The organism is Kitasatospora sp. NPDC008115 (assembly GCF_042957205.1).
Lineage (GTDB): Bacteria > Actinomycetota > Actinomycetes > Streptomycetales > Streptomycetaceae > Kitasatospora.
Genome location: NZ_JBIBHU010000011.1, coordinates 83,929 through 102,258 on the forward strand (window position 1 = coordinate 83,929; position 18,330 = coordinate 102,258).

Here is an 18,330-nt window from a genome sequence, read left to right on the forward strand (position 1 = left end):
GCTGCGACTACACTCGACCTTTGGCGTTGTGGAACGCCCCGCGCGGCCGCGCCGCGGACACCCCGCCTCCCCGGTTCGGAGAACGGCTGCCCGTGCCCCGGCCACGCCGGGCGTGACGCGAAGGCACGAGCCCCTTACCTGAGCACGGACGAGCAGGAGCACGGGAAGATAGAGATGTCGGCACCCAACAAGTCGTACGACCCGGTCGAGGTCGAGGCCCTCAAGCCCGAGGTGGTGGAGGCGGCCCGGGACGAGGCCGTCGCCGCGTTCGCCGCCGCCACCAGCCTCGACGAGCTGAAGCAGGCCAAGGTCGCCCACACCGGCGACCGCTCCGCCCTGTCCCTCGCCAACCGAGAGATCGGCGCCCTCCCCCCGCACGCCAAGGCCGCCGCCGGCAAGCTGATCGGCCAGGCCCGGGGCGCCGTCAACCAGGCGCTCGCCAAGCGGCAGGCCGAGCTGGAGGCCGAGCGGGACGCCCGCGTGCTGGTCGAGGAGGCGGTGGACGTCACGCTGCCCTACGACCGCGTCCCGCGCGGCGCCCGCCACCCGCTGACCACGCTGGCCGAGCGTATCGAGGACACCTTCGTCGCGATGGGCTACCAGGTCGCCGAGGGCCCCGAGGCCGAGGCCGAGTGGCTCAACTTCGACGCCCTCAACCTGGGCCCGGACCACCCGGCCCGCTCCATGCAGGACACCTTCTTCGTCCAGGCCCCGGACGGCTCCGCCGACTCCGGCGTGGTGCTGCGCACCCAGACCTCCCCGGTCCAGGCCCGCACCCTGCTCGACCGCGAGCCCCCGGTCTACGTGGTCTGCCCCGGCCGGGTCTACCGCACCGACGAGCTGGACGCCACCCACACCCCGGTCTTCCGGCAGGTCGAGGGCCTGGCGGTGGACGAGGGCATCACCTTCGCCGACCTCAAGGGCACCATCGAGCAGCTGGTCTCGACCCTGATCGGCGACGGCCTGGAGCTGCGCTGGCGGCCCTCGTACTTCCCGTTCACCGAGCCGAGCGCCGAGATCGACCTGCAGTGCTTCGTGTGCCGCGGCGAGTCGGTCGGCAACCCGGACCGCCCCTGCCGCACCTGCGGCTCCGAGGGCTGGATCGAGCTCGGCGGCTGCGGCGTGGTCAACCCGCGGGTGCTGGTCGCCTGCGGCGTGGACCCGAGCCGCTACAGCGGGTTCGCCTTCGGCCTGGGCCTGGAGCGGATCCTGATGAACCGTCACAACGTCGCCGACATGCGCGACATGGTCGAGGGTGACGTGCGCTTCACCCTCCCGTTCGGGATGGAGATCTGATGCGCGTCCCGCTTTCCTGGCTGCGCGAGTACGTCGACCTGCCGGCCGGCGAGACCGGCCGCGACGTGGCCGAGCGGCTGGTCCGCGCCGGTCTGGAGGTCGAGACCGTCGAGCAGCTCGGCGGCGACCTCAAGGGCCCGCTGGTGGTCGGCGAGGTGCTCTCCATCGAGGAGCTGACCGGCTTCAAGAAGCCGATCCGGCACTGCTTCGTCAACGTCGGCGACGCCAACGGCACCGGCGAGCCGCAGGAGATCGTCTGCGGCGCCAGCAACTTCGCCGTCGGCGACAAGGTCGTCGTGGTGCTGCCCGGCGCCGTGCTGCCCGGCCCGTTCCCGATCGCCGCCCGCAAGACCTACGGCCAGACCTCGGCCGGCATGATCTGCTCGGCCCGCGAGCTCGGCATGGGCGACGACCACAACGGCATCATCGTGCTCCCGCCCGAGTACGAGCCCGGCACCGACGCGATCGAGCTGCTCCAGCTGGTCGACGAGGTGCTCGACATCGCCGTCACCCCGGACCGCGGCTACTGCCTGTCCATGCGCGGCGTCGCCCGCGAGGCCGCCGCCGCGTACGGGCTGCCGCTGGCCGACCCGGCGCTGCTCGACGTGCCGCCGGCCAACTCCTTCGGCTACCTGGTCAAGGTCAACGACCCGGTCGGCTGCGACCGCTTCGTGGCCCGCACCGTGATCGGCCTCGACCCGGCCGCCAAGTCCCCGATCTGGCTCCAGCGCCGGCTGCAGAAGGCGGGCATCCGCCCGATCTCGCTGGCCGTCGACATCACCAACTACGTGATGCTGGAGGTCGGCCAGCCGCTGCACGCCTACGACAAGCAGCGCGTCGACGGCCCGATCACGGTCCGCCGGGCGGAGGAGGGCGAGAGCCTCACCACCCTCGACGGCGTCAAGCGCACGCTGTCCGCCGAGGACCTGCTGATCTGCGACAACAGCGGCCCGATCGGCCTGGCCGGCGTCATGGGCGGCGCCTCCACCGAGATCCTCGACCCGGCCGCCGGTCCGGGCACCACCGAGGTGATCATCGAGGCGGCGCACTTCGACACGGTCGCCATCGCCCGCGGCGCCAAGCGGCACAAGCTGCCCTCCGAGGCGTCCAAGCGCTTCGAGCGCGGCGTCGACCCCGAGGCCGCCCGCGCCGCCGCGCAGCGCGCCGTCGACCTGCTGGTGCTGATCGCCGGCGGCACCGCCGAGGCGGGCGTCACCGACATCGCCGCCCCGCACCCGGTGCGCACCATCACCATCGCCGCCGATCTGCCCGACCGGGTCGCCGGTACCGCGTACGGCCGCGAGACCGTCACCCGGCGCCTCCAGGAGATCGGCTGCTCGGTCGCCGGCGCCGACGTCCTGGAGGTCACCCCGCCGACCTGGCGCCCCGACCTCACCGACCCGTACGACCTCGCCGAGGAGGTCATCCGGCTGGAGGGCTACGACAACGTCCCCGCCCGGATGCCCACCGTCCCGCCGGGCAAGGGCCTGACCGAGGCCCAGCGGATGCACCGCCGGGTCGGCGTCGCGCTGGCCGGCGCGGGCTACGTCGAGGTCAACAACTACCCGTTCGTCGGCGAGGCCTCCTTCGAGGCGCTCGGCCTGGAGCCGGAGGACCGGCGGCGGCGCACCGTCACCCTGGTCAACCCGCTCAACGACGAGGAGCCGGGGCTGCGCACCACGCTGCTGCCGGGCCTGCTCGGGGCGCTGCGCCGCAACGTCGGGCGCGGCAACACCGACCTGGCGGTCTTCGAGACGGGCACGGTGTTCCTGCCGAAGGACGAGCTGTCGGTCGCCCCGCGCCCGGCCGTCGACCGCCGGCCCACCGACGAGGAGCTGGCCGCGCTGGACGCCGCGCTGCCGCACCAGCCGCGCCGGGTCGCCGTCGCGCTGGCCGGTGAGCGGCTGCCGTCCGGCTGGTGGGGCAAGGGCGCCCCGGCGACCTGGGCCGACGCCATCGAGGCCGCCCGTACGGTGGCCGGCGCCGCCGGCGTCGCGCTCACCGTGCGCCAGGGCCGGCTGATGCCGTGGCACCCGGGCCGCTGCGCCGAGCTGGTGGTGGCCGGCACCGACCGCGTGGTCGGCCACGCCGGTGAGCTGCACCCGCGCGTCGTCAAGGCGATGGGCCTGCCCGAGCGCACCTGCGCCATGGAGCTGGACCTGGACCTGCTGGCCGCCGACGGTGCCGCGCGGGTCGAGGGCCCGGCGGTCTCCGGCTTCCCGGTGGCCACCCAGGACGTCGCGCTGATCGTTGACGCCGGGGTGCGGGCCGCCGATGTGGAGGCCGCGCTGCGCGCCGGGGCCGGTGAACTGCTGGAGGCGATCCGGCTGTTCGACGTCTTCACCGGCGAGCAGGTCGGCGAGGGCAAGAAGTCGCTGGCGTACGCGCTGCGGTTCCGTGCCGCGGACCGCACGCTGACCGCCGACGAGGCGAGCGCCGCCCGCGAGGCGGCCGTCGCCGAGGCCGTCGCCCGCACCGGCGCGGTGCTGCGCGGCGCCTGACGCGCCGTCCGACGCATCGCCTGACGCGTCGTCAAAAGGGGGTCCCGGCCGGATCGGTCATCCGGCCGGGGCCCCCTTTCGCGTGCCCTTGCGGGCAATCCCCTTGCGCCGCGCCCGGCGTGAACGCTTCAATCAAGTTAGGAAACTTTCCTAACTCTCACGAGCCCGGGTGCCCCATGTCCGGGCCAGGGAAACGGAGCGTCAGATGCGTACCCAGCACCGCACCGCCCGCACCGCCCGCCTCGCCCTCGCCGCCCTGCTGGTCGCCGCCCCCGCCACCGTCGCGGCCGCCGGCGCCGTCCACGCCGCCCCCGCCGCCGGCACCGTCCGGCTCGCCGCCGTGGGCCTGGACGACCCGCACAAGAAGGACATCGCCATGCAGCTGGTGTCCAGCGCGGAGAACTCCTCCCTCGACTGGAAGGCCCAGTACAAGTACATCGAGGACATCAACGACGGCCGCGGCTACACCGCCGGCATCATCGGCTTCTGTTCCGGCACCGGCGACATGCTCGAACTCGTCGAGCACTACACCGACCTGAAGCCGGGCAACATCCTCGCCAAGTACCTCCCGGCGCTGCGCAAGGTCAACGGCACCGACTCGCACTCCGGCCTCGGCTCCGCCTTCGAGCGCGACTGGGTCACCGCCGCCAAGGACACCGTCTTCCAGCAGGCCCAGAACGAGGAGCGCGACCGGGTCTACTTCAACCCCTCGGTCAAGCAGGGCAAGGCCGACGGCCTGCGCGCGCTCGGCCAGTTCATCTACTACGACGCCATCGTCATGCACGGCCCCGGCAGCAGCTCCGACAGCTTCGGCGGCATCCGCGCCGCCGCCATGAAGAAGGCCAGGACCCCCGCGCAGGGCGGCGACGAGGCCACCTACCTCAAGGCCTTCCTGGAGGCCCGCAAGGTGATCATGAAGCAGGAGGACGCCCACTCCGACACCAGCCGGGTCGACACCGAGCAGCTGGTCTTCCTCAACGCGAAGAACTTCGACCTCAACCCGCCCCTGAAGTGGAAGGTCTACGGCGACAGCTACGTCATCAACAGCTGACGCGCCGCCGCGCGGTGGCGGGAGGAGCCGGGCGCCAACCGGCCTCCCGCCGCCGCTGTTTATTCGGATGACGCCCGAACAGGCGCGCTGGTAGCGTCCCTCGCGTGGCAAAGCTGAACCAGATCATCGCCGTCGAAAAGGGCGTCAAGTCGAAGTCCTTCCAGGAGCTGACGCAGTCCCACCAGGACCTGCAGAAGACCCCGCTGCTGGCCGGCATCTCCCGCACGTACCAGCCCAAGGACGAGGAGGGCGAGCAGCTCCCTCCCGAGTCCACCCGTGTCCAGGTCATGGCCGAGGACGTCCTGCGGGCCACGGCCACCACCCTGACCCGGCTGTTCGACGTCACCGCGACCAAGGACTGGGCCAACACCGAGGCCCGCGCCGACGTCGTCGTCGACGGCCGCACGCTGGTCGCCGGGGCGCCGGTCACCTATCTGCTCTTCCTGGAGAAGCAGCTCACCGACCTGCGGACCTTCGTGCGCAAGCTGCCCGTCCTGGACGCCGCCGAGTCCTGGAGCCACGACCCGTCCACCGACGCCTGGAAGACCGAGGCGGTGCGCACCATCCGGACCAGGAAGGTGCCGCGCAACCACGTCAAGGCCGAGGCCACCGAGAAGCACCCGGCGCAGGTCGAGGTCTACTACGAGGACGTCGCGATCGGCTACTGGACGACCGTGAAGTTCTCCGGCGCCCTGCCCGCCCGGCGGGTCAACGAGCTGCTGGAGCGGGTCGAGAAGCTCCAGCAGGCCGTCCAGTTCGCCCGCGAGGAGGCCAACGGCGCCGAGGTCGAGGACCGGCGGGTCGGCGACGCGGTGTTCGGCTACCTGTTCGGGTAGCCCCATGAGCCCCCCGGGTGAGACCGGGGGTGGCGCGCAAAGCGCAAGCTGACACTGAAAGTCGAAGCTGATACCGGGGAAACGGTGGGGGTTCGAGTCCCTCCTCCGGCACCACGTGTCGGAGTGGCCCAAATGGCAGAGGCGCCCCGTCAAACTCAGACTATCGCTCAAGTCTCAGCATTCGCCGCCGAGCGCCGGATCGACCGGGTGTGTGCTACAGCGTGGGTTGCGGGTTCGACTCCCGTCTGCGCCTCTCCATGGCGCGGTAGCTTCAACGGCAGAGCAACGCTGTAAAACTGACCCACACCCTTAAACGTGCCGGTGCGCAGCAATTGGGTGGCACACCAGGGGCCCGGGAGATGGATACCGCTCCCGGGCCCCGTCACGTCCGCGCCGCCCCGGACGCCTGCCGTCAGGCGGTGGCGGTGTAGTCGTAGAAGCCGCGGCCGGACTTGCGGCCCAGCAGGCCCGCGTCGACCATCCGCGACAGCAGCGGGGGAGCGGCGTACAGCGGCTCCTTGTACTCGTCGTACATCGACTCGGCGATCGAGACGATGGTGTCCAGGCCGATCAGGTCGCACAGCCGCAGCGGGCCCATCGGGTGGGCGCAGCCGGCCTCCATGCCCTTGTCGATGTCGGAGGCGGTCGCCACGCCCGACTCGAACATCCGCACCGCCGACAGCAGGTACGGCACCAGCAGCGCGTTCACCACGAAGCCGGCCCGGTCGCGGGCGCGGATCGGGGCCTTGTGCAGCACCTCGGTGGCGAACGCCTCCGCCCGGTCGGTGGTGGCGGCCGAGGTGGTCAGGGTCGGGATCACCTCGACCAGCTTCTGCACCGGCGCCGGGTTGAAGAAGTGGAGGCCGATCACCTGCTCCGGGCGCGAGGTGGCGGCGGCCAGCTTCACGATCGGGATCGAGGAGGTGTTCGAGGCGAGGATCGCGTCCCGGCGCTCGACCACCCGGTCCAGCGTCTCGAAGATCTTCACCTTGACGTCCGCGCGCTCGGCGACCGCCTCGACCACCAGGTCGCGGTCCGCGAAGTCCGCGAGGTCCACGGTGAACGCCAGCCGGGACAGCGCCTCGTCGCGCTCCTCCTCCGTCAGCTTGCCGCGCGTGACCGCGGTGTCCAGCGAGTTGGTCAGCCGGGCGCGCCCGAACTCCAGCGCCTCCCCGCTGGCCTCGGCGACCAGGACGTCCAGCCCCGCCCGGGCGAACACCTCAGCGATGCCCGACCCCATGAGTCCGCAGCCGATCACTCCGACGCGCGCGATGTCACTCACTCAGTTGCCCTTCGGTGGTGCTGGGGGTCGCCCAGCGAAATGGCCCAGCAGCTGTTGTCCGGCGGTTCGGCACCCGGTATGTGCGGACCGGTGCACCGTCCCGACGACGTTACTACTCCCTACCCGCGAGTAGGTCATCCCCTCCCCAGGGGACCCGCGGCCCCGTGCCTTCCCCCGAACGGGTGGGCCCGCCCGCGTCGCGGGTGCGCTCCCGCCCCGCCCCGGCCCGCCGGGCGACAGAATGCGGGGCCGGGCCGCGGGTGGTCCCGGACGCACGGAGGGAGCACGGGCATGCCGACGGGATCGCTCACGGGACAGGTCGCCCTGGTCACCGGCGCCGGCCGCGGCATCGGCCGGGAGACCGCCATCGGCCTCGCCGCCGAGGGCATGGCCGTCGGCCTCGTCGGACGCACCCAGGAGACGCTCACCGACACCCTCAAGGAGTGCGTGCGGCACGGCTCGCGCGGCGTCGCCGTCGCCGCCGACGTCACCCGCCCCGGCTCGGTCCGCGAGGCCGTGCGCGTCGTCGAACGCGACCTCGGCCCCGTCGACCTGCTGGTCAACAACGCCGGCCAGATCGACGCCGCCGAGGTCCCGCTCTGGGAGACCGACGTCAACCAGTGGTGGCAGGTCGTCGAGGTCAACCTGCGCGGCCCCTACAACCTGCTGCGCTGCGTCCTGCCCGGCATGGTGCGCCGCCGCCGCGGCCGCGTCGTCAACCTCAACTCCGGCTTCGCGCTGCGCCCCGACGGCCACTACACCGCGTACGCCACCTCCAAGGGCGCGCTGCTCCAGCTCTCCGACAACCTCGCCGACTCGCTCGCCGAGCACCACGTGGTGATCCTCGACATCAGCCCCGGCGCGGTCGAGACCGACATGACCGCCGGCATGCCGATGTTCGCCGGCACCACGGAGTGGGGCTCCATCCCGTACATGGTCGCCGTCACGGTGGACGCCGCCCGCGGCCGCTTCGACGGGCTGCACGGGCGCTTCCTGCACGCCGGGCGGGACAACCTGGAGGAGATCGTCCGCCGCGCCGGGGAGATCCGCGAGGCGGACGCCCGCACCCTGCGGCTGCGCCCGTACGGGCCCGACGACCCGATGGGCTGAGCGGCGCCGGGCCCTCACGCGCAGAGGCGGCTCGCGGTCACCGGGGTGAGGCCGGCCCTGCCGAGGCCGTCGAGGATGCCCGGCAGCGCGTCGACCGTGCAGCGGTGGCCCAGGTGCAGGGCGACCACCGAGCCGCCGCGCACCGAGCCGAGCACCCGGCGCTGCAGGTCGGCGGCGCTCGGGTCGGCGTAGTCGCGCGGGTCCACGTCGAAGGCGAGCACGTGGTCGTACCCGACCGCCTTCGCCTGCTCGCGCACCATCGGCGTCGCGTACTGGGCGGCCGAGGGGCGGAACCAGCGGCCGATCGAGCCGGTGAGCCGCTGCAGCCGCTCCGCGCACTGGGCGATCTCGGCGCGCGCCCGGTCCGGGGTCATGGTGGAGATGTTCTGGTGGTTCTGGGTGTGGTTGCCCAGCTCGTGGCCGCCGTCCAGGATCCGCCGGGCCATCTGCGGCTGCTGGTCGAGCCAGCTGCCGACGGCCAGCACGGTGAGCCCGGCCCCGCGCTGCTCGGCGATCTCCAGCAGGGCGGTGGCGAGCGCGGGGTCGCCGCTGCCGTGGAAGGTCAGCGCGACGTTGCGGCCGGTGCGCGGCCCGGACGCGACCTCGAACGGGGTGCCGGGCGCCAGCGCGGGCAGCACCGGCGCGACGGGCGGCGCGGTGGCGACGGGCGCGGCGGTGGCGGCGGGCTCCGGCGAGGCGGGCTCCGGCGAGGCCGGACCCTCACCGCCCGCCCAGGCCGGGTCCACCGTGCCCGGCGGGTCCGGCGCTTCCGGGCGCACCGCGAACTCCCCCGGATCGGACCGGCGCCGCCCGGGATCGCCGCAGGCGGTGAGCAGGCCGCCGACGGCGGTGAGGGCGGCCAGTTTGACGGTGGTGCGCAGGACGGTGCGCCGGTCGGCAGTCATCGCCAGCCAGCATAGGGACGGCGGCACCCGGCGGCGACCGCCGGACGCGGGCGGCCCGGGCGTTCGGGAAACGGTCGTTGACGTGCACACACACCATCGTTCGAATGCTGCGGAAACCTGAACTACCGCTGTTTCCAAGGCGTCTCGTCGGCTACGATCACGGCGCACCGTGCGGTGGGGGCCGCCACCGGCCGCCTGCCGGTCGCGGGGCAGGGGACAGGAATCGTCCGGCAGCGCGTACTGCCGGACACCCGGACATCAGGGGGCGGCAGATGGGCGAGGACAGGACGGCGGCGCACGGCGGCACCGGCACCGACTGGGAGTGGGCGCGCGCCGAGGACTGGCAGCCGCCGACCGAGCTCGACACCGGGGTCCCGCACACTGCCCGGATGTACGACTACTACCTCGGCGGCAAGGACAACTTCGAGGCCGACCGCAAGGCCGCCGAGGCCGCCATCGCCGCCTACCCGGCACTGCGGCTGCTGGCCCGCACCAACCGCGAATTCCTCGGCCGCGCCGTCGAGTTCGCGGCCGGCCGGGGCATCCGGCAGTTCCTCGACATCGGCACCGGCATCCCCGCCATCGGCTCCACCAGCGAGGTCGCCCGCCGGGTCGCACCGGACGCCCGGGTCGTCTACGTCGACAACGACCCGATCGTGGCCACCCACGCGCGCGCCCTGCTCGCCGGCCGCCCGGCCGGCCACACCTCGGTCATCGAGGCGGACCTGCGCGAGCCCGAGGCGATCCTCGCCCATCCGGCGCTGCGCGCGGCCGTCGACCTCGGCGAGCCCGTCGCCCTGATGCTGGTCGCCGTCCTGCACTTCATCCGCGACGAGGACGGCGCCGAGCGGATCGTGCGCACCCTGCGCGACGCGCTGGCCCCCGGCAGCGCGCTGATCCTCTCGCACGGCAGCCCCGACTTCGCCTCCCGGGAGAGCGCCGCCGAGGGCACCCGGGTCTACCGCAGCGCCAGCGCCCCGCTGGTGCTGCGCCCGCGCGCGGCCGTCGAACCCTTCTTCGGCGACTTCGAGTTCGCCGGCCCCGGCCTCGTCCAGCTCCCGCTCTGGCGCCCGGCCCCCGGCCACGTCCGCACCACCGACCTCCCCGAGGGCTGGCAGGACGTCTCGGCCTACGCCGGCGTCGCCTTCAAGCGCGGATGACCGACGGCGCCCCGCCGCTGCCGGAGGCCGCCGCCGGGCTGCTCGCCGGCGCCCCACCCCGGCTGACCGCCCATCTGGGACTGGTCCACGAGGTTGCCGGGACGATTCTCGACTGGTGCGCCGGGTACGGGGTGCCGGTGGACCGGGAGGCCGTGCTGTTCGGCGCGGCCACCCACGACATCGGCAAGATCGTTCACCGCGAGGAGCTCTCCGCCCCCGGCTCGCTGCACGAGCGGGCCGGGTACGAGCTGCTGCTCGCCCACGGCGTCCCGGAGCGCCTGGCCCGCTTCGCCCGCACCCACGGCAGCTGGGGCGAGCCCGGCACCACCGTGGAGGACCTGCTGGTCAGCCTGGCCGACAAGGCGTGGAAGGACAGCCGGGTGCGCGATCTGGAGGACCGCCTGGTGGCGCGGCCGGCGCGGGCGGCCGGGCGCGAGAACTGGGAGATCTTCCTCGCCCTCGACGACCTGCTCGCCGGGATCGGCGCCGACGCCCCGCGGCGGCTCGCCGTCCAGGCGGCCCACCCGGCGGCCTGAAGGCCCGCCGCCGGACGGGCCCGGTGGCGTGGCGCGCCGCCGGGCCCGGCCGTGTGGTGCGGTCAGCGCCAGACGGAGAGCCTGGCGGTGAAGGGGTGGAAGTCGAGGACGTCGCAGAAGTACGAGACCGCCTCGCCCCGGGCCACGTAGGCCTGGCCGGCGGCGTGGCACGCCTCGCCGCTCGGGTACATGCCGACGTAGACGTAGCCCGTCGTCCTGGTGGTCGCGGCCTGGGCGGCCTGGGCAGCCGGGGCGGCCAGGAGCCCGCCCGCCGCGAGTGTTCCGGCCAGGACCAGGGTGGAGACCGCCTTGCGCATTGCCATGCCGGTGCCTTCCTTCTTCGGACCCGAGCGCCGGACTGCCCGCCCGGCGCTTCGGGGGCGAGCCTCCTCCGCCTCCTGGATCACGGCAATGGTCGAGACCAATTCGGCAGGAACCTGCCGTGGCCTTGCGTGGCGCCCCGCCGAGCGGTTCACCGGCCGCGCAGGCCGTCCATCTCGCGGCGGTCGCGCTTGGTCGGCCGCCCGGCGCCCCGGTCGCGCACGCCCGGCGCGGCGACGAACTCGCGCGCCGGGCGCGGCGGGCTGTTGTCCACCAGGCACTCCGCCGCGACCCCCGCGCCGACCCGCTTGCGGATCAGCTTCGTCACCACGACGACCCGCTCCCACCCCTCGACGCGCACCCGGACCTCGTCACCCGGCTTCAACGCCTGCGCCGGCTTCGCCCGCTCGCCGTTGACCCGCACGTGCCCGGCCTTGCACGCCGCCGCCGCGGCCGACCGCGTCTTGGCCAGGCGCACCGACCAGATCCAGCTGTCCACCCGGACGCTTCCCTCGTCTTCGACCATCCCCCGAGCCTAAAGCCTGGGGCCGCGCTCTCAGCGCCGCCCGGGCGCCTCCTGGACGGCCCAGCCGTTGCCGTCCGGATCGCTGAAGAACACGAACGAGTTCCACAGCCCGCCCCGCCCGTCCACCCGGTCGCCGTCCTCGAAGTGCTGCACCGGGCTCACCTCCACACCCCGCGCCAGCAGCTCCGCGTGCGCGCGGTCGATGTCCGGCACCACCAGCTGCAGCCCCTTCACCGAGCCGGCCGGCGCATCCGTCAGCCCCGTCCCCACCACGATCGAGCACGGTGAGCCCGGCGGCGTCAGCTGCACCACCCGCACCCCGTCCCTGATCCGGCTGTCGTGGTCGACCCTGAAGCCGGCCTGTTCCTCGTAGAAGAGCTTCGCCCGGTCGACGTCCGCCACCGGGACCACCACCACCTCGAGCTTCCAGTCCATGGCCTCGCCCCTTCCGTCGGGCCCTCCCAGTATCGGCCGCCGCCCCGGTCCGCGCGCGGGCGCCCGCCCCGGTCCGCGCGGGCGCGCCCGTCGGCTAGCCTGGGCGGCGATGAACCAGCTCGCCAGCGCCGCCGCGACCCCCTTCCCGACCCCGTGGGGCCCCCTCGACCTCACCCGGTACCCCGAGGACCCGCGCGAGCGGCTGCGCGCCTGGGACGCCGCCGACGAGTACCTGCTGCGCCACCTGGCCGGCGAGAGCGACTCCGCCGAGGGCCGGCCCACCGCCCTGGCCGGCCGCGCCGTCACCGTCCTCGGCGACCGCTGGGGCGCGCTCACCACCGCCCTCGCCACCGCGCCCGCCGGGCACGCCCCCGCCCGGACCACCCAGATCAGCGACTCGCACCTCGCCCAGCGCGCCACCGGGGCCAACCTCGCCCGGGCCGGCGCTGCCCCCGCCGCCGCCCGCCTGCTCACCACCCGCGACACCCCGCCCGAACGGACGGACGTCCTGCTGGTGCGCGTCCCCAAGAGCCTCGCCCTGCTGGAGGACCAGCTGCACCGGCTCGCCCCGGCCCTCCACCCGGACACCGCGGTCCTCGGCACCGGCATGACCACCGAGATCCACACCTCCACCCTCCAGCTCTTCGAGCGGATCCTCGGCCCCACCCGCACCACGCTCGCCGTCCGCAAGGCCCGGCTGATCCTCTGCACCCCCGACCGGACGCGGCAGCCCGGCCCCAACCCCTGGCCGCACCGCTACGCCCTGCCCGGCGACATCGGCCCCGCCTCGGGACGCACCGTGGTCAACCACGCCGGCACCTTCTGCGCCGACCGCCTGGACATCGGCACCCGCTTCCTGCTCGCCCACCTGCCCACCGCCGCCCCCGGCGCCCGGATCGTCGACCTCGGCTGCGGCAACGGCGTGGTCGGCACCGCCGCCGCCCTCGCCGCCCCCGGCGCCGAACTGGTCTTCGTCGACGAGTCCCACCAGGCCGTCGCCTCCGCCGAGGAGACCTTCCGCGCCAACCTCGGCCTGGACGCCCCCGCCGAGTTCCTCACCGCCGACGCGCTGAGCGACGCGGGCCTGCCGGCCGGCTCGGTGGACCTGGTCCTCAACAACCCGCCGTTCCACTCCCACCAGGCCACCACCGACGCCACCGCCTGGCGGATGTTCACCGGCGCCCGCCGCGCGCTGCGCCCCGGCGGCGAACTGTGGGTGGTCGGCAACCGCCACCTCGGCTACCACCTCAAGCTGCGCAAGCTGTTCGGCAACTGCCGGACGGTCGCGGGCAATCCGAAGTTCGTGGTGCTCAGGGCCGTCAAGCGCTGAGCGCCCCGCGGCGCTCCCGGGCCACGGGCGGCTCTTCGCATACTCCTTGCATGAATGTTCCGTGCTGCGTATATTCATGCCACGACGAAGGAGGAACGCCATGGCATTGCGAGTCGCCGTCGCCGGCGCGAGCGGGTACGCGGGCGGTGAGGTGCTGCGCCTGCTGCTCGGCCACCCGGAGGTGGAGATCGGGGCGCTGACCGGCGGCTCGAACGCGGGCACCAGGCTGGGGCTGCTCCAGCCGCACCTGCTGCCGCTGGCCGACCGGGTCCTGGAGCCCACCACCCCGGAGGTGCTGGCCGACCACGACGTGGTGTTCCTGGCGCTGCCGCACGGCCAGTCCGCAGCCGTCGCCGAGGCGCTCGGCGAGAACGTCCTGGTCGTCGACTGCGGCGCCGACTTCCGGCTCAGGGCCGCCGCCGACTGGGAGCAGTTCTACGGCTCCGCGCACGCCGGCACCTGGCCCTACGGCCTGCCCGAGCTGCCCGGCCACCGCGCCGCGCTCAAGGGCAGCAACCGGATCGCCGTCCCCGGCTGCTACCCGACGGCCGTCTCGCTCGCCCTGTTCCCCGCCTACGCGGCGGGCCTGGCCGAGCCCGAGGCGGTGATCGTCGCCGCCTCCGGCACCTCCGGCGCCGGCAAGGCCGCCAAGACCCACCTGCTCGGCAGCGAGGTGATGGGCAGCGTCAGCGCCTACGGCGTCGGCGGCGTCCACCGGCACACCCCGGAGATGTCCCAGAACCTCACCCCGCTCGCCGGCGAGCCGGTCAGCGTCTCCTTCACCCCCACCCTCGTCCCGATGCCGCGCGGCATCCTCGCCACCTGCTCCGCCAAGGCGAAGCCGGGCGTGGGCGCCGGGGAACTGCGGGCCGCCTACGCCGAGGCGTACGCCGACGAGCCGTTCGTCCGCCTGCTGCCCGAGGGCCAGTGGCCGCAGACCAGCAGCGTCTACGGCTCCAACGCCGCCCTGGTGCAGGTCGCCCTGGACGCGGCCGCCGGGCGGATCGTGGCGATCAGCGCGATCGACAACCTGGTCAAGGGCACCGCCGGCGGCGCGGTGCAGAGCATGAACATCGCCCTCGGCCTGCCCGAGGAGCTGGGCCTTCCCGTGAACGGAGTCGCACCGTGACCGACCACCAGAACGTCGGCGTCACCGCCGCCCAGGGCTTCCGGGCCGCCGGCGTCACCGCCGGGATCAAGGCCTCCGGCACCCCCGACCTCGCGCTCGTCGTCAACGACGGCCCCTCGCTGGCCGCCGCGGGCGTCTTCACCTCCAACCGGGTCAAGGCCGCCCCCGTGCTCTGGTCCGAGCAGGTCCTCAAGGGCGGCACGGTCTCCGCCGTCGTCCTCAACTCCGGCGGCGCCAACGCCTGCACCGGCCCGCTCGGCTTCCAGGACACCCACGCCACCGCCGAGAAGGCCGCCGGGGAGCTGAAGCTCAACGCCGCCGAGATCGCCGTCGCCTCCACCGGCCTGATCGGCGTGCGGCTGCCGATGGACATCCTGCTGCCCGGTGTCGCCACCGCCGCCGCCGCGCTCAGCGCCACCGGCGGCGAGCAGGCCGCGATCGCCATCAAGACCACCGACACCGTCCACAAGACCGCCCAGGTCACCAGCCCGGCCGGCTGGACGGTCGGCGGCATGGCCAAGGGCGCCGGCATGCTCGCCCCGGGCCTGGCCACCATGCTGGTGGTGCTCACCACCGACGCCGAGGCGGACGCCGCCGCCCTGGACGCCGCGCTGCGCGAGGCCACCCGCACCACCTTCGACCGGATCGACTCCGACGGCTGCATGTCGACCAACGACACCGTGCTGCTGCTCGCCTCCGGCGCCACCGGCACCGTCCCGGAGCAGGCCGAGTTCGACGAGGCCGTGCGCACCGTCTGCGCCGACCTCGCCCGCCAGCTGATCGGCGACGCCGAGGGCGCGAGCAAGGACATCCGGATCGACGTCACCGGCGCCGCCACCGAGCAGGAGGCCGTCGGCGTCGCCCGGGTGATCGGCCGCAACAACCTCCTCAAGTGCGCCATCCACGGCGAGGACCCCAACTGGGGACGGGTGCTGGCCGCGATCGGCACCACCGACGCCGCCTTCGACCCCGACCGCCTGGACGTCGCCATCAACGGCGTCTGGGTCTGCCGCGACGGCAGCGTGGGGGAGGACCGCGACCTCGTCGACATGACCGGCCGCGAGGTCGTCATCACCGCGAACCTCAACGCCGGGGAGGCCGCGGCCACCCTGTGGACCAACGACCTGACCGCCGACTACGTGCACGAGAACAGCGCCTACTCCACCTGACAGCCTCCACCAGAGCCGGGGAAGCAGAACTGTGCAGATCGCACCCAAGGGCGAACAGGCCCGGAACAACACCGCGTTGCCCAAGGCCATGACGCTCATCGAGGCCCTGCCGTGGCTGGAGCGCTTCCACGGCAAGACCATCGTGATCAAGTTCGGCGGCAACGCCATGGTCGACGAGGAGCTCAAGGCCGCCTTCGCCCAGGACGTCGTCTTCCTGCGCTTCGCCGGCCTGCACCCCGTCGTGGTGCACGGCGGCGGCCCGCAGATCAGCGCCCAGCTGGAGAAGCTCGGCCTGGAGTCCTCCTTCACCAACGGCCTGCGGGTCACCACCCCGGAGACCATGGACGTGGTCCGGATGGTGCTCGCCGGCCAGGTGCAGCGCGAACTCGTCGGCCTGCTCAACCAGCACGGCCCGTTCGCCGTCGGCCTGACCGGCGAGGACGCCCACACCATGACCGCCGTCAAGCGCTACGCGGTGGTCGACGGCGAGCAGGTCGACATCGGCCTGGTCGGCGACATCGTCAACATCGAGGCCGGCGCGGTCAAGGCGCTCATCTCCGACGGCCGCATCCCGGTGATCTCCTCGATCGCCCGCGGCACCGACGGCCACGTCTACAACATCAACGCCGACACCGCCGCCTCCGCCCTCGCGGTCGCGCTCGGCGCCGAGATGCTCGTCGTCCTCACCGACGTCGAGGGCCTCTACAAGGACTGGCCGCACTCCGACGACGTGATCAGCCAGCTCAACGCCTCCGAGCTGGACGAACTGCTGCCGGAACTGGCCAGCGGCATGCTGCCCAAGATGGAGGGCTGCCTGCGCGCCGTGCGCTCCGGCGTCGGCACCGCCCGCGTGCTGGACGGCCGGGTGCCGCACAGCCTGCTGCTGGAGATCTTCACCGACGAGGGCATCGGCACGATGGTCGTGCCGGACGACGAACCGACCGTGACCGGGGGACTCGCATGACTTCCAACGCCCAGCTCACCGAACGGTGGCAGCACTCCTTCACCGACAACTACGGCACCCCCCGGATCCCGCTGGTCCGCGGCGAGGGCAGCAGGCTCTGGGACGCCGACGGCAAGGAGTACACCGACCTGCTCGGCGGCATCGCCGTCAACGCCCTCGGCACCGCCCACCCGGCGGTCGTCGAGGCCGTCAGCCGGCAGATCGCCACCCTCGGCCACGTCTCCAACCTGTTCATCGCCGAGCCCGCCGTCGCCCTCGCCGAACGGCTGCTGCGCCTGGACGGCCGCCCCGGCCGGGTGTTCTTCTGCAACTCCGGCGCCGAGGCCAACGAGGCCGCCTTCAAGATCAGCCGCCGCACCGGCCGCACCCACCTGGTCGCCCTCCAGGGCGGCTTCCACGGCCGCACCATGGGCGCCCTCGCGCTCACCGGCCAGCCCGCAAAGCAGGACCCGTTCCGCCCGCTGCCCGGCGACGTCACGCACGTCCCGTTCGGCGACGTCGAGGCGCTGCGCGCGGCCGTCACCACCGAGACCGCCGCCGTCTTCCTGGAGCCGATCCAGGGCGAGAACGGCGCGGTCCCGCTGCCCGACGGCTACCTGGCCGCCGCCCGCGAGATCACCCGCGCCACCGGCACCCTGCTCGTCCTGGACGAGATCCAGACCGGTATCGGCCGCACCGGCCACTGGTTCGCCCACCAGGCCTTCGAAGGAATCGAGCCGGACGTCGTCACGCTCGCCAAGGCGCTCGGCGGCGGCCTGCCGATGGGCGCGGTGCTGGCCTTCGGCGAGGCGGCCGAGCTGCTCACCCCCGGCCAGCACGGCACCACCTTCGGCGGCAACCCGGTGGCCGCGGCGGCCGGCCTCGCGGTGCTCGACACCATCGAGTCCCAGGGCCTGCTGGAGCACGCCCGCAAGATCGGCGACCGGCTGCGGCACGGCGTCGAGGCGATCGGCGACCCGCTGGTCTCGCACGTGCGCGGGGCCGGGATGCTGCTGGGCATCGTGCTCACCGAGCCGGTGTCGGCCCAGGTCCAGGCGGGCCTCCAGGAGGCAGGCTTCCTGGTGAACGCCGCGGTGGCGGACGCCGTGCGGCTCGCCCCGCCGCTGGTGCTCACCGAGCAGGAGGCGGACGCCTTCCTCGCGGCGCTGCCGGCCGTCCTGCGGGCCGTTCGCGAGGGCGCCCCGGACGATGCGGACCGGGCGTAGTCCGGGAGAATAATGACATGACCGTACCCAACTCCGGGCAGCCCGCCGCCGGCCCGACGCCGCAGGTCCCCCAGACCCGCACCGCGCGCCACCGGCGGATCGTGGACCTGCTCACCCGCCAGCCCGTGCGCTCGCAGAGCCAGCTCGCCAAGCTGCTCGCCGACGACGGACTCGTGGTCACCCAGGCCACCCTCTCCCGGGACCTGGACGAGCTGGGCGCGGTGAAGATCCGCAACCGGGACGGCGCGCTCATCTACGCCGTCCCGGCCGAGGGCGGCGACCGCACCCCGCGCGCGCCGATGGGGGAGTCCGCCAGCGAGGGCCGGATGGCCCGGCTGGCCGGCGAGCTGATGGTCTCCGCCACCGCCTCCGGAAACCTGGTCGTGCTGCGCACGCCGCCGGGCGCGGCGCAGTTCCTGGCCTCGGCGATCGACCAGGCGGAGGTGTTCGAGATCATCGGCACCATCGCCGGCGACGACACCGTGCTGCTGATCAGCCGTGACCCGTTCGGCGGCCAGGCCCTCGCCGACCACCTGATGCAGCTCGCCCAGGCGAAGGCGCAGTAGCCCCCTCT

The 18,330-nt window shown here is 73.7% G+C and carries 18 protein-coding genes; 13 read left to right on the forward strand and 5 right to left on the reverse strand.

Going from position 1 to position 18,330, the window contains the following annotated elements; genetic code table 11:
• Positions 1-174 precede the first annotated feature (174 nt).
• The 4 genes from pheS to ACFZBX_RS16075 all read left to right on the forward strand — a co-directional run bounded on the left by pheS (position 175) and on the right by ACFZBX_RS16075 (position 5,684).
• The gene (pheS, locus tag ACFZBX_RS16060; protein WP_391534367.1) at positions 175-1,296 is read left to right on the forward strand and encodes a phenylalanine--tRNA ligase subunit alpha; all 1,122 of its coding nucleotides are present in this window, start codon (positions 175-177) and stop codon (positions 1,294-1,296) included.
• Complete coding sequence (gene pheT / locus ACFZBX_RS16065) at positions 1,296-3,797, forward strand: phenylalanine--tRNA ligase subunit beta (RefSeq protein ID WP_391534368.1); 2,502 nt, start codon at positions 1,296-1,298, stop codon at positions 3,795-3,797. The genes pheS and pheT overlap by 1 nt, the downstream gene beginning before the upstream one ends.
• A 205-nt stretch (positions 3,798-4,002) precedes the next feature.
• On the forward strand, positions 4,003-4,848 hold the full coding sequence (locus ACFZBX_RS16070) for a chitosanase (RefSeq protein WP_391534369.1): 846 nt from the start codon (positions 4,003-4,005) through the stop codon (positions 4,846-4,848).
• Between the two features lie 104 nt (positions 4,849-4,952).
• The gene (locus tag ACFZBX_RS16075) at positions 4,953-5,684 is read left to right on the forward strand and encodes a hypothetical protein (RefSeq protein WP_391534370.1); all 732 of its coding nucleotides are present in this window, start codon (positions 4,953-4,955) and stop codon (positions 5,682-5,684) included.
• Positions 5,685-6,096: 412 nt separating this feature from the next.
• Here ACFZBX_RS16075 and ACFZBX_RS16080 read toward each other — a convergent pair whose 3' ends face one another.
• Positions 6,097-6,966, reverse strand: a complete 870-nt coding sequence (locus ACFZBX_RS16080; protein ID WP_391534371.1) for a 3-hydroxybutyryl-CoA dehydrogenase — start codon at positions 6,964-6,966, stop codon at positions 6,097-6,099.
• Positions 6,967-7,257: 291 nt separating this feature from the next.
• Here ACFZBX_RS16080 and ACFZBX_RS16085 point away from each other — a divergent pair, with 291 nt between their 5' ends.
• The gene (locus ACFZBX_RS16085) at positions 7,258-8,076 is read left to right on the forward strand and encodes an SDR family NAD(P)-dependent oxidoreductase (RefSeq protein ID WP_391534372.1); all 819 of its coding nucleotides are present in this window, start codon (positions 7,258-7,260) and stop codon (positions 8,074-8,076) included.
• Between the two features lie 14 nt (positions 8,077-8,090).
• Here ACFZBX_RS16085 and ACFZBX_RS16090 read toward each other — a convergent pair whose 3' ends face one another.
• Positions 8,091-8,981 (reverse strand): polysaccharide deacetylase family protein, encoded by an 891-nt coding sequence (locus ACFZBX_RS16090; RefSeq protein WP_391534373.1) that lies wholly within the window; start codon positions 8,979-8,981, stop codon positions 8,091-8,093.
• Between the two features lie 272 nt (positions 8,982-9,253).
• On the opposite strand from ACFZBX_RS16090, the gene ACFZBX_RS16095 reads away from it, so the two are divergent.
• Together ACFZBX_RS16095 and ACFZBX_RS16100 are read left to right on the forward strand one after the other, a co-directional pair.
• Entirely contained in the window at positions 9,254-10,141 is an 888-nt protein-coding gene (locus ACFZBX_RS16095; RefSeq protein ID WP_391534374.1) for an SAM-dependent methyltransferase, read from the forward strand.
• Positions 10,138-10,677 carry an HD domain-containing protein gene (locus ACFZBX_RS16100; protein WP_391534375.1) on the forward strand — a complete coding sequence of 180 codons (540 nt, stop codon included), beginning with the start codon at positions 10,138-10,140 and terminating at the stop codon, positions 10,675-10,677. The genes ACFZBX_RS16095 and ACFZBX_RS16100 overlap by 4 nt, the downstream gene beginning before the upstream one ends.
• Before the next feature lie 62 nt (positions 10,678-10,739).
• Here the strand turns inward: ACFZBX_RS16100 and ACFZBX_RS16105 are convergent, their stop codons facing one another.
• The 3 genes from ACFZBX_RS16105 to ACFZBX_RS16115 form a co-directional block, all read right to left on the reverse strand.
• Positions 10,740-11,000: a hypothetical protein gene (locus ACFZBX_RS16105; protein WP_391534376.1), complete on the reverse strand. Its 261-nt coding sequence runs from the start codon at positions 10,998-11,000 to the stop codon at positions 10,740-10,742.
• 149 nt (positions 11,001-11,149) lie between these two features.
• Positions 11,150-11,524, reverse strand: coding sequence for an RNA-binding S4 domain-containing protein (locus ACFZBX_RS16110; protein WP_380625056.1), 375 nt, complete (start codon positions 11,522-11,524; stop codon positions 11,150-11,152).
• A gap of 30 nt (positions 11,525-11,554) precedes the next feature.
• Entirely contained in the window at positions 11,555-11,959 is a 405-nt protein-coding gene (locus tag ACFZBX_RS16115; protein ID WP_391534377.1) for a VOC family protein, read from the reverse strand.
• 109 nt (positions 11,960-12,068) lie between these two features.
• Here ACFZBX_RS16115 and ACFZBX_RS16120 point away from each other — a divergent pair, with 109 nt between their 5' ends.
• From ACFZBX_RS16120 to ACFZBX_RS16145, 6 genes are all read left to right on the forward strand, one after another.
• Positions 12,069-13,289 (forward strand): methyltransferase, encoded by a 1,221-nt coding sequence (locus ACFZBX_RS16120; protein ID WP_391534378.1) that lies wholly within the window; start codon positions 12,069-12,071, stop codon positions 13,287-13,289.
• A gap of 100 nt (positions 13,290-13,389) precedes the next feature.
• The gene (gene argC, locus ACFZBX_RS16125) at positions 13,390-14,418 is read left to right on the forward strand and encodes an N-acetyl-gamma-glutamyl-phosphate reductase (RefSeq protein WP_391534379.1); all 1,029 of its coding nucleotides are present in this window, start codon (positions 13,390-13,392) and stop codon (positions 14,416-14,418) included.
• Positions 14,415-15,587 (forward strand): bifunctional glutamate N-acetyltransferase/amino-acid acetyltransferase ArgJ, encoded by a 1,173-nt coding sequence (gene argJ, locus ACFZBX_RS16130; RefSeq protein ID WP_391534380.1) that lies wholly within the window; start codon positions 14,415-14,417, stop codon positions 15,585-15,587. Before argC ends, argJ begins: the two co-directional genes overlap by 4 nt.
• Positions 15,588-15,675: 88 nt before the next feature.
• Positions 15,676-16,551, forward strand: coding sequence for an acetylglutamate kinase (argB, locus tag ACFZBX_RS16135; protein ID WP_391534492.1), 876 nt, complete (start codon positions 15,676-15,678; stop codon positions 16,549-16,551).
• Positions 16,548-17,756, forward strand: a complete 1,209-nt coding sequence (locus tag ACFZBX_RS16140) for an acetylornithine transaminase (protein WP_391534381.1) — start codon at positions 16,548-16,550, stop codon at positions 17,754-17,756. Before argB ends, ACFZBX_RS16140 begins: the two co-directional genes overlap by 4 nt.
• Positions 17,757-17,773: 17 nt before the next feature.
• Positions 17,774-18,322, forward strand: coding sequence for an arginine repressor (locus tag ACFZBX_RS16145; RefSeq protein WP_380762484.1), 549 nt, complete (start codon positions 17,774-17,776; stop codon positions 18,320-18,322).
• Positions 18,323-18,330: the final 8 nt, after the last annotated feature.

Bases quoted from the DNA above. Each gene is read 5' to 3' on its own strand.
- ACFZBX_RS16095 (WP_391534374.1), top strand. From the start codon at position 9,254: ATGGGCGAGGACAGGACGGCGGCGCACGGCGGCACCGGCACCGACTGG.
- ACFZBX_RS16090 (WP_391534373.1), bottom strand. From the start codon at position 8,981: ATGACTGCCGACCGGCGCACCGTCCTGCGCACCACCGTCAAACTGGCC.
- ACFZBX_RS16105 (WP_391534376.1), bottom strand. From the start codon at position 11,000: ATGGCAATGCGCAAGGCGGTCTCCACCCTGGTCCTGGCCGGAACACTC.
- pheS (WP_391534367.1), top strand. From the start codon at position 175: ATGTCGGCACCCAACAAGTCGTACGACCCGGTCGAGGTCGAGGCCCTC.
- pheT (WP_391534368.1), top strand. From the start codon at position 1,296: ATGCGCGTCCCGCTTTCCTGGCTGCGCGAGTACGTCGACCTGCCGGCC.
- ACFZBX_RS16120 (WP_391534378.1), top strand. From the start codon at position 12,069: ATGAACCAGCTCGCCAGCGCCGCCGCGACCCCCTTCCCGACCCCGTGG.
- ACFZBX_RS16070 (WP_391534369.1), top strand. From the start codon at position 4,003: ATGCGTACCCAGCACCGCACCGCCCGCACCGCCCGCCTCGCCCTCGCC.
- argB (WP_391534492.1), top strand. From the start codon at position 15,676: ATGACGCTCATCGAGGCCCTGCCGTGGCTGGAGCGCTTCCACGGCAAG.
- ACFZBX_RS16100 (WP_391534375.1), top strand. From the start codon at position 10,138: ATGACCGACGGCGCCCCGCCGCTGCCGGAGGCCGCCGCCGGGCTGCTC.
- ACFZBX_RS16140 (WP_391534381.1), top strand. From the start codon at position 16,548: ATGACTTCCAACGCCCAGCTCACCGAACGGTGGCAGCACTCCTTCACC.
- ACFZBX_RS16085 (WP_391534372.1), top strand. From the start codon at position 7,258: ATGCCGACGGGATCGCTCACGGGACAGGTCGCCCTGGTCACCGGCGCC.
- ACFZBX_RS16145 (WP_380762484.1), top strand. From the start codon at position 17,774: ATGACCGTACCCAACTCCGGGCAGCCCGCCGCCGGCCCGACGCCGCAG.
- argC (WP_391534379.1), top strand. From the start codon at position 13,390: ATGGCATTGCGAGTCGCCGTCGCCGGCGCGAGCGGGTACGCGGGCGGT.
- ACFZBX_RS16115 (WP_391534377.1), bottom strand. From the start codon at position 11,959: ATGGACTGGAAGCTCGAGGTGGTGGTGGTCCCGGTGGCGGACGTCGAC.
- ACFZBX_RS16110 (WP_380625056.1), bottom strand. From the start codon at position 11,524: ATGGTCGAAGACGAGGGAAGCGTCCGGGTGGACAGCTGGATCTGGTCG.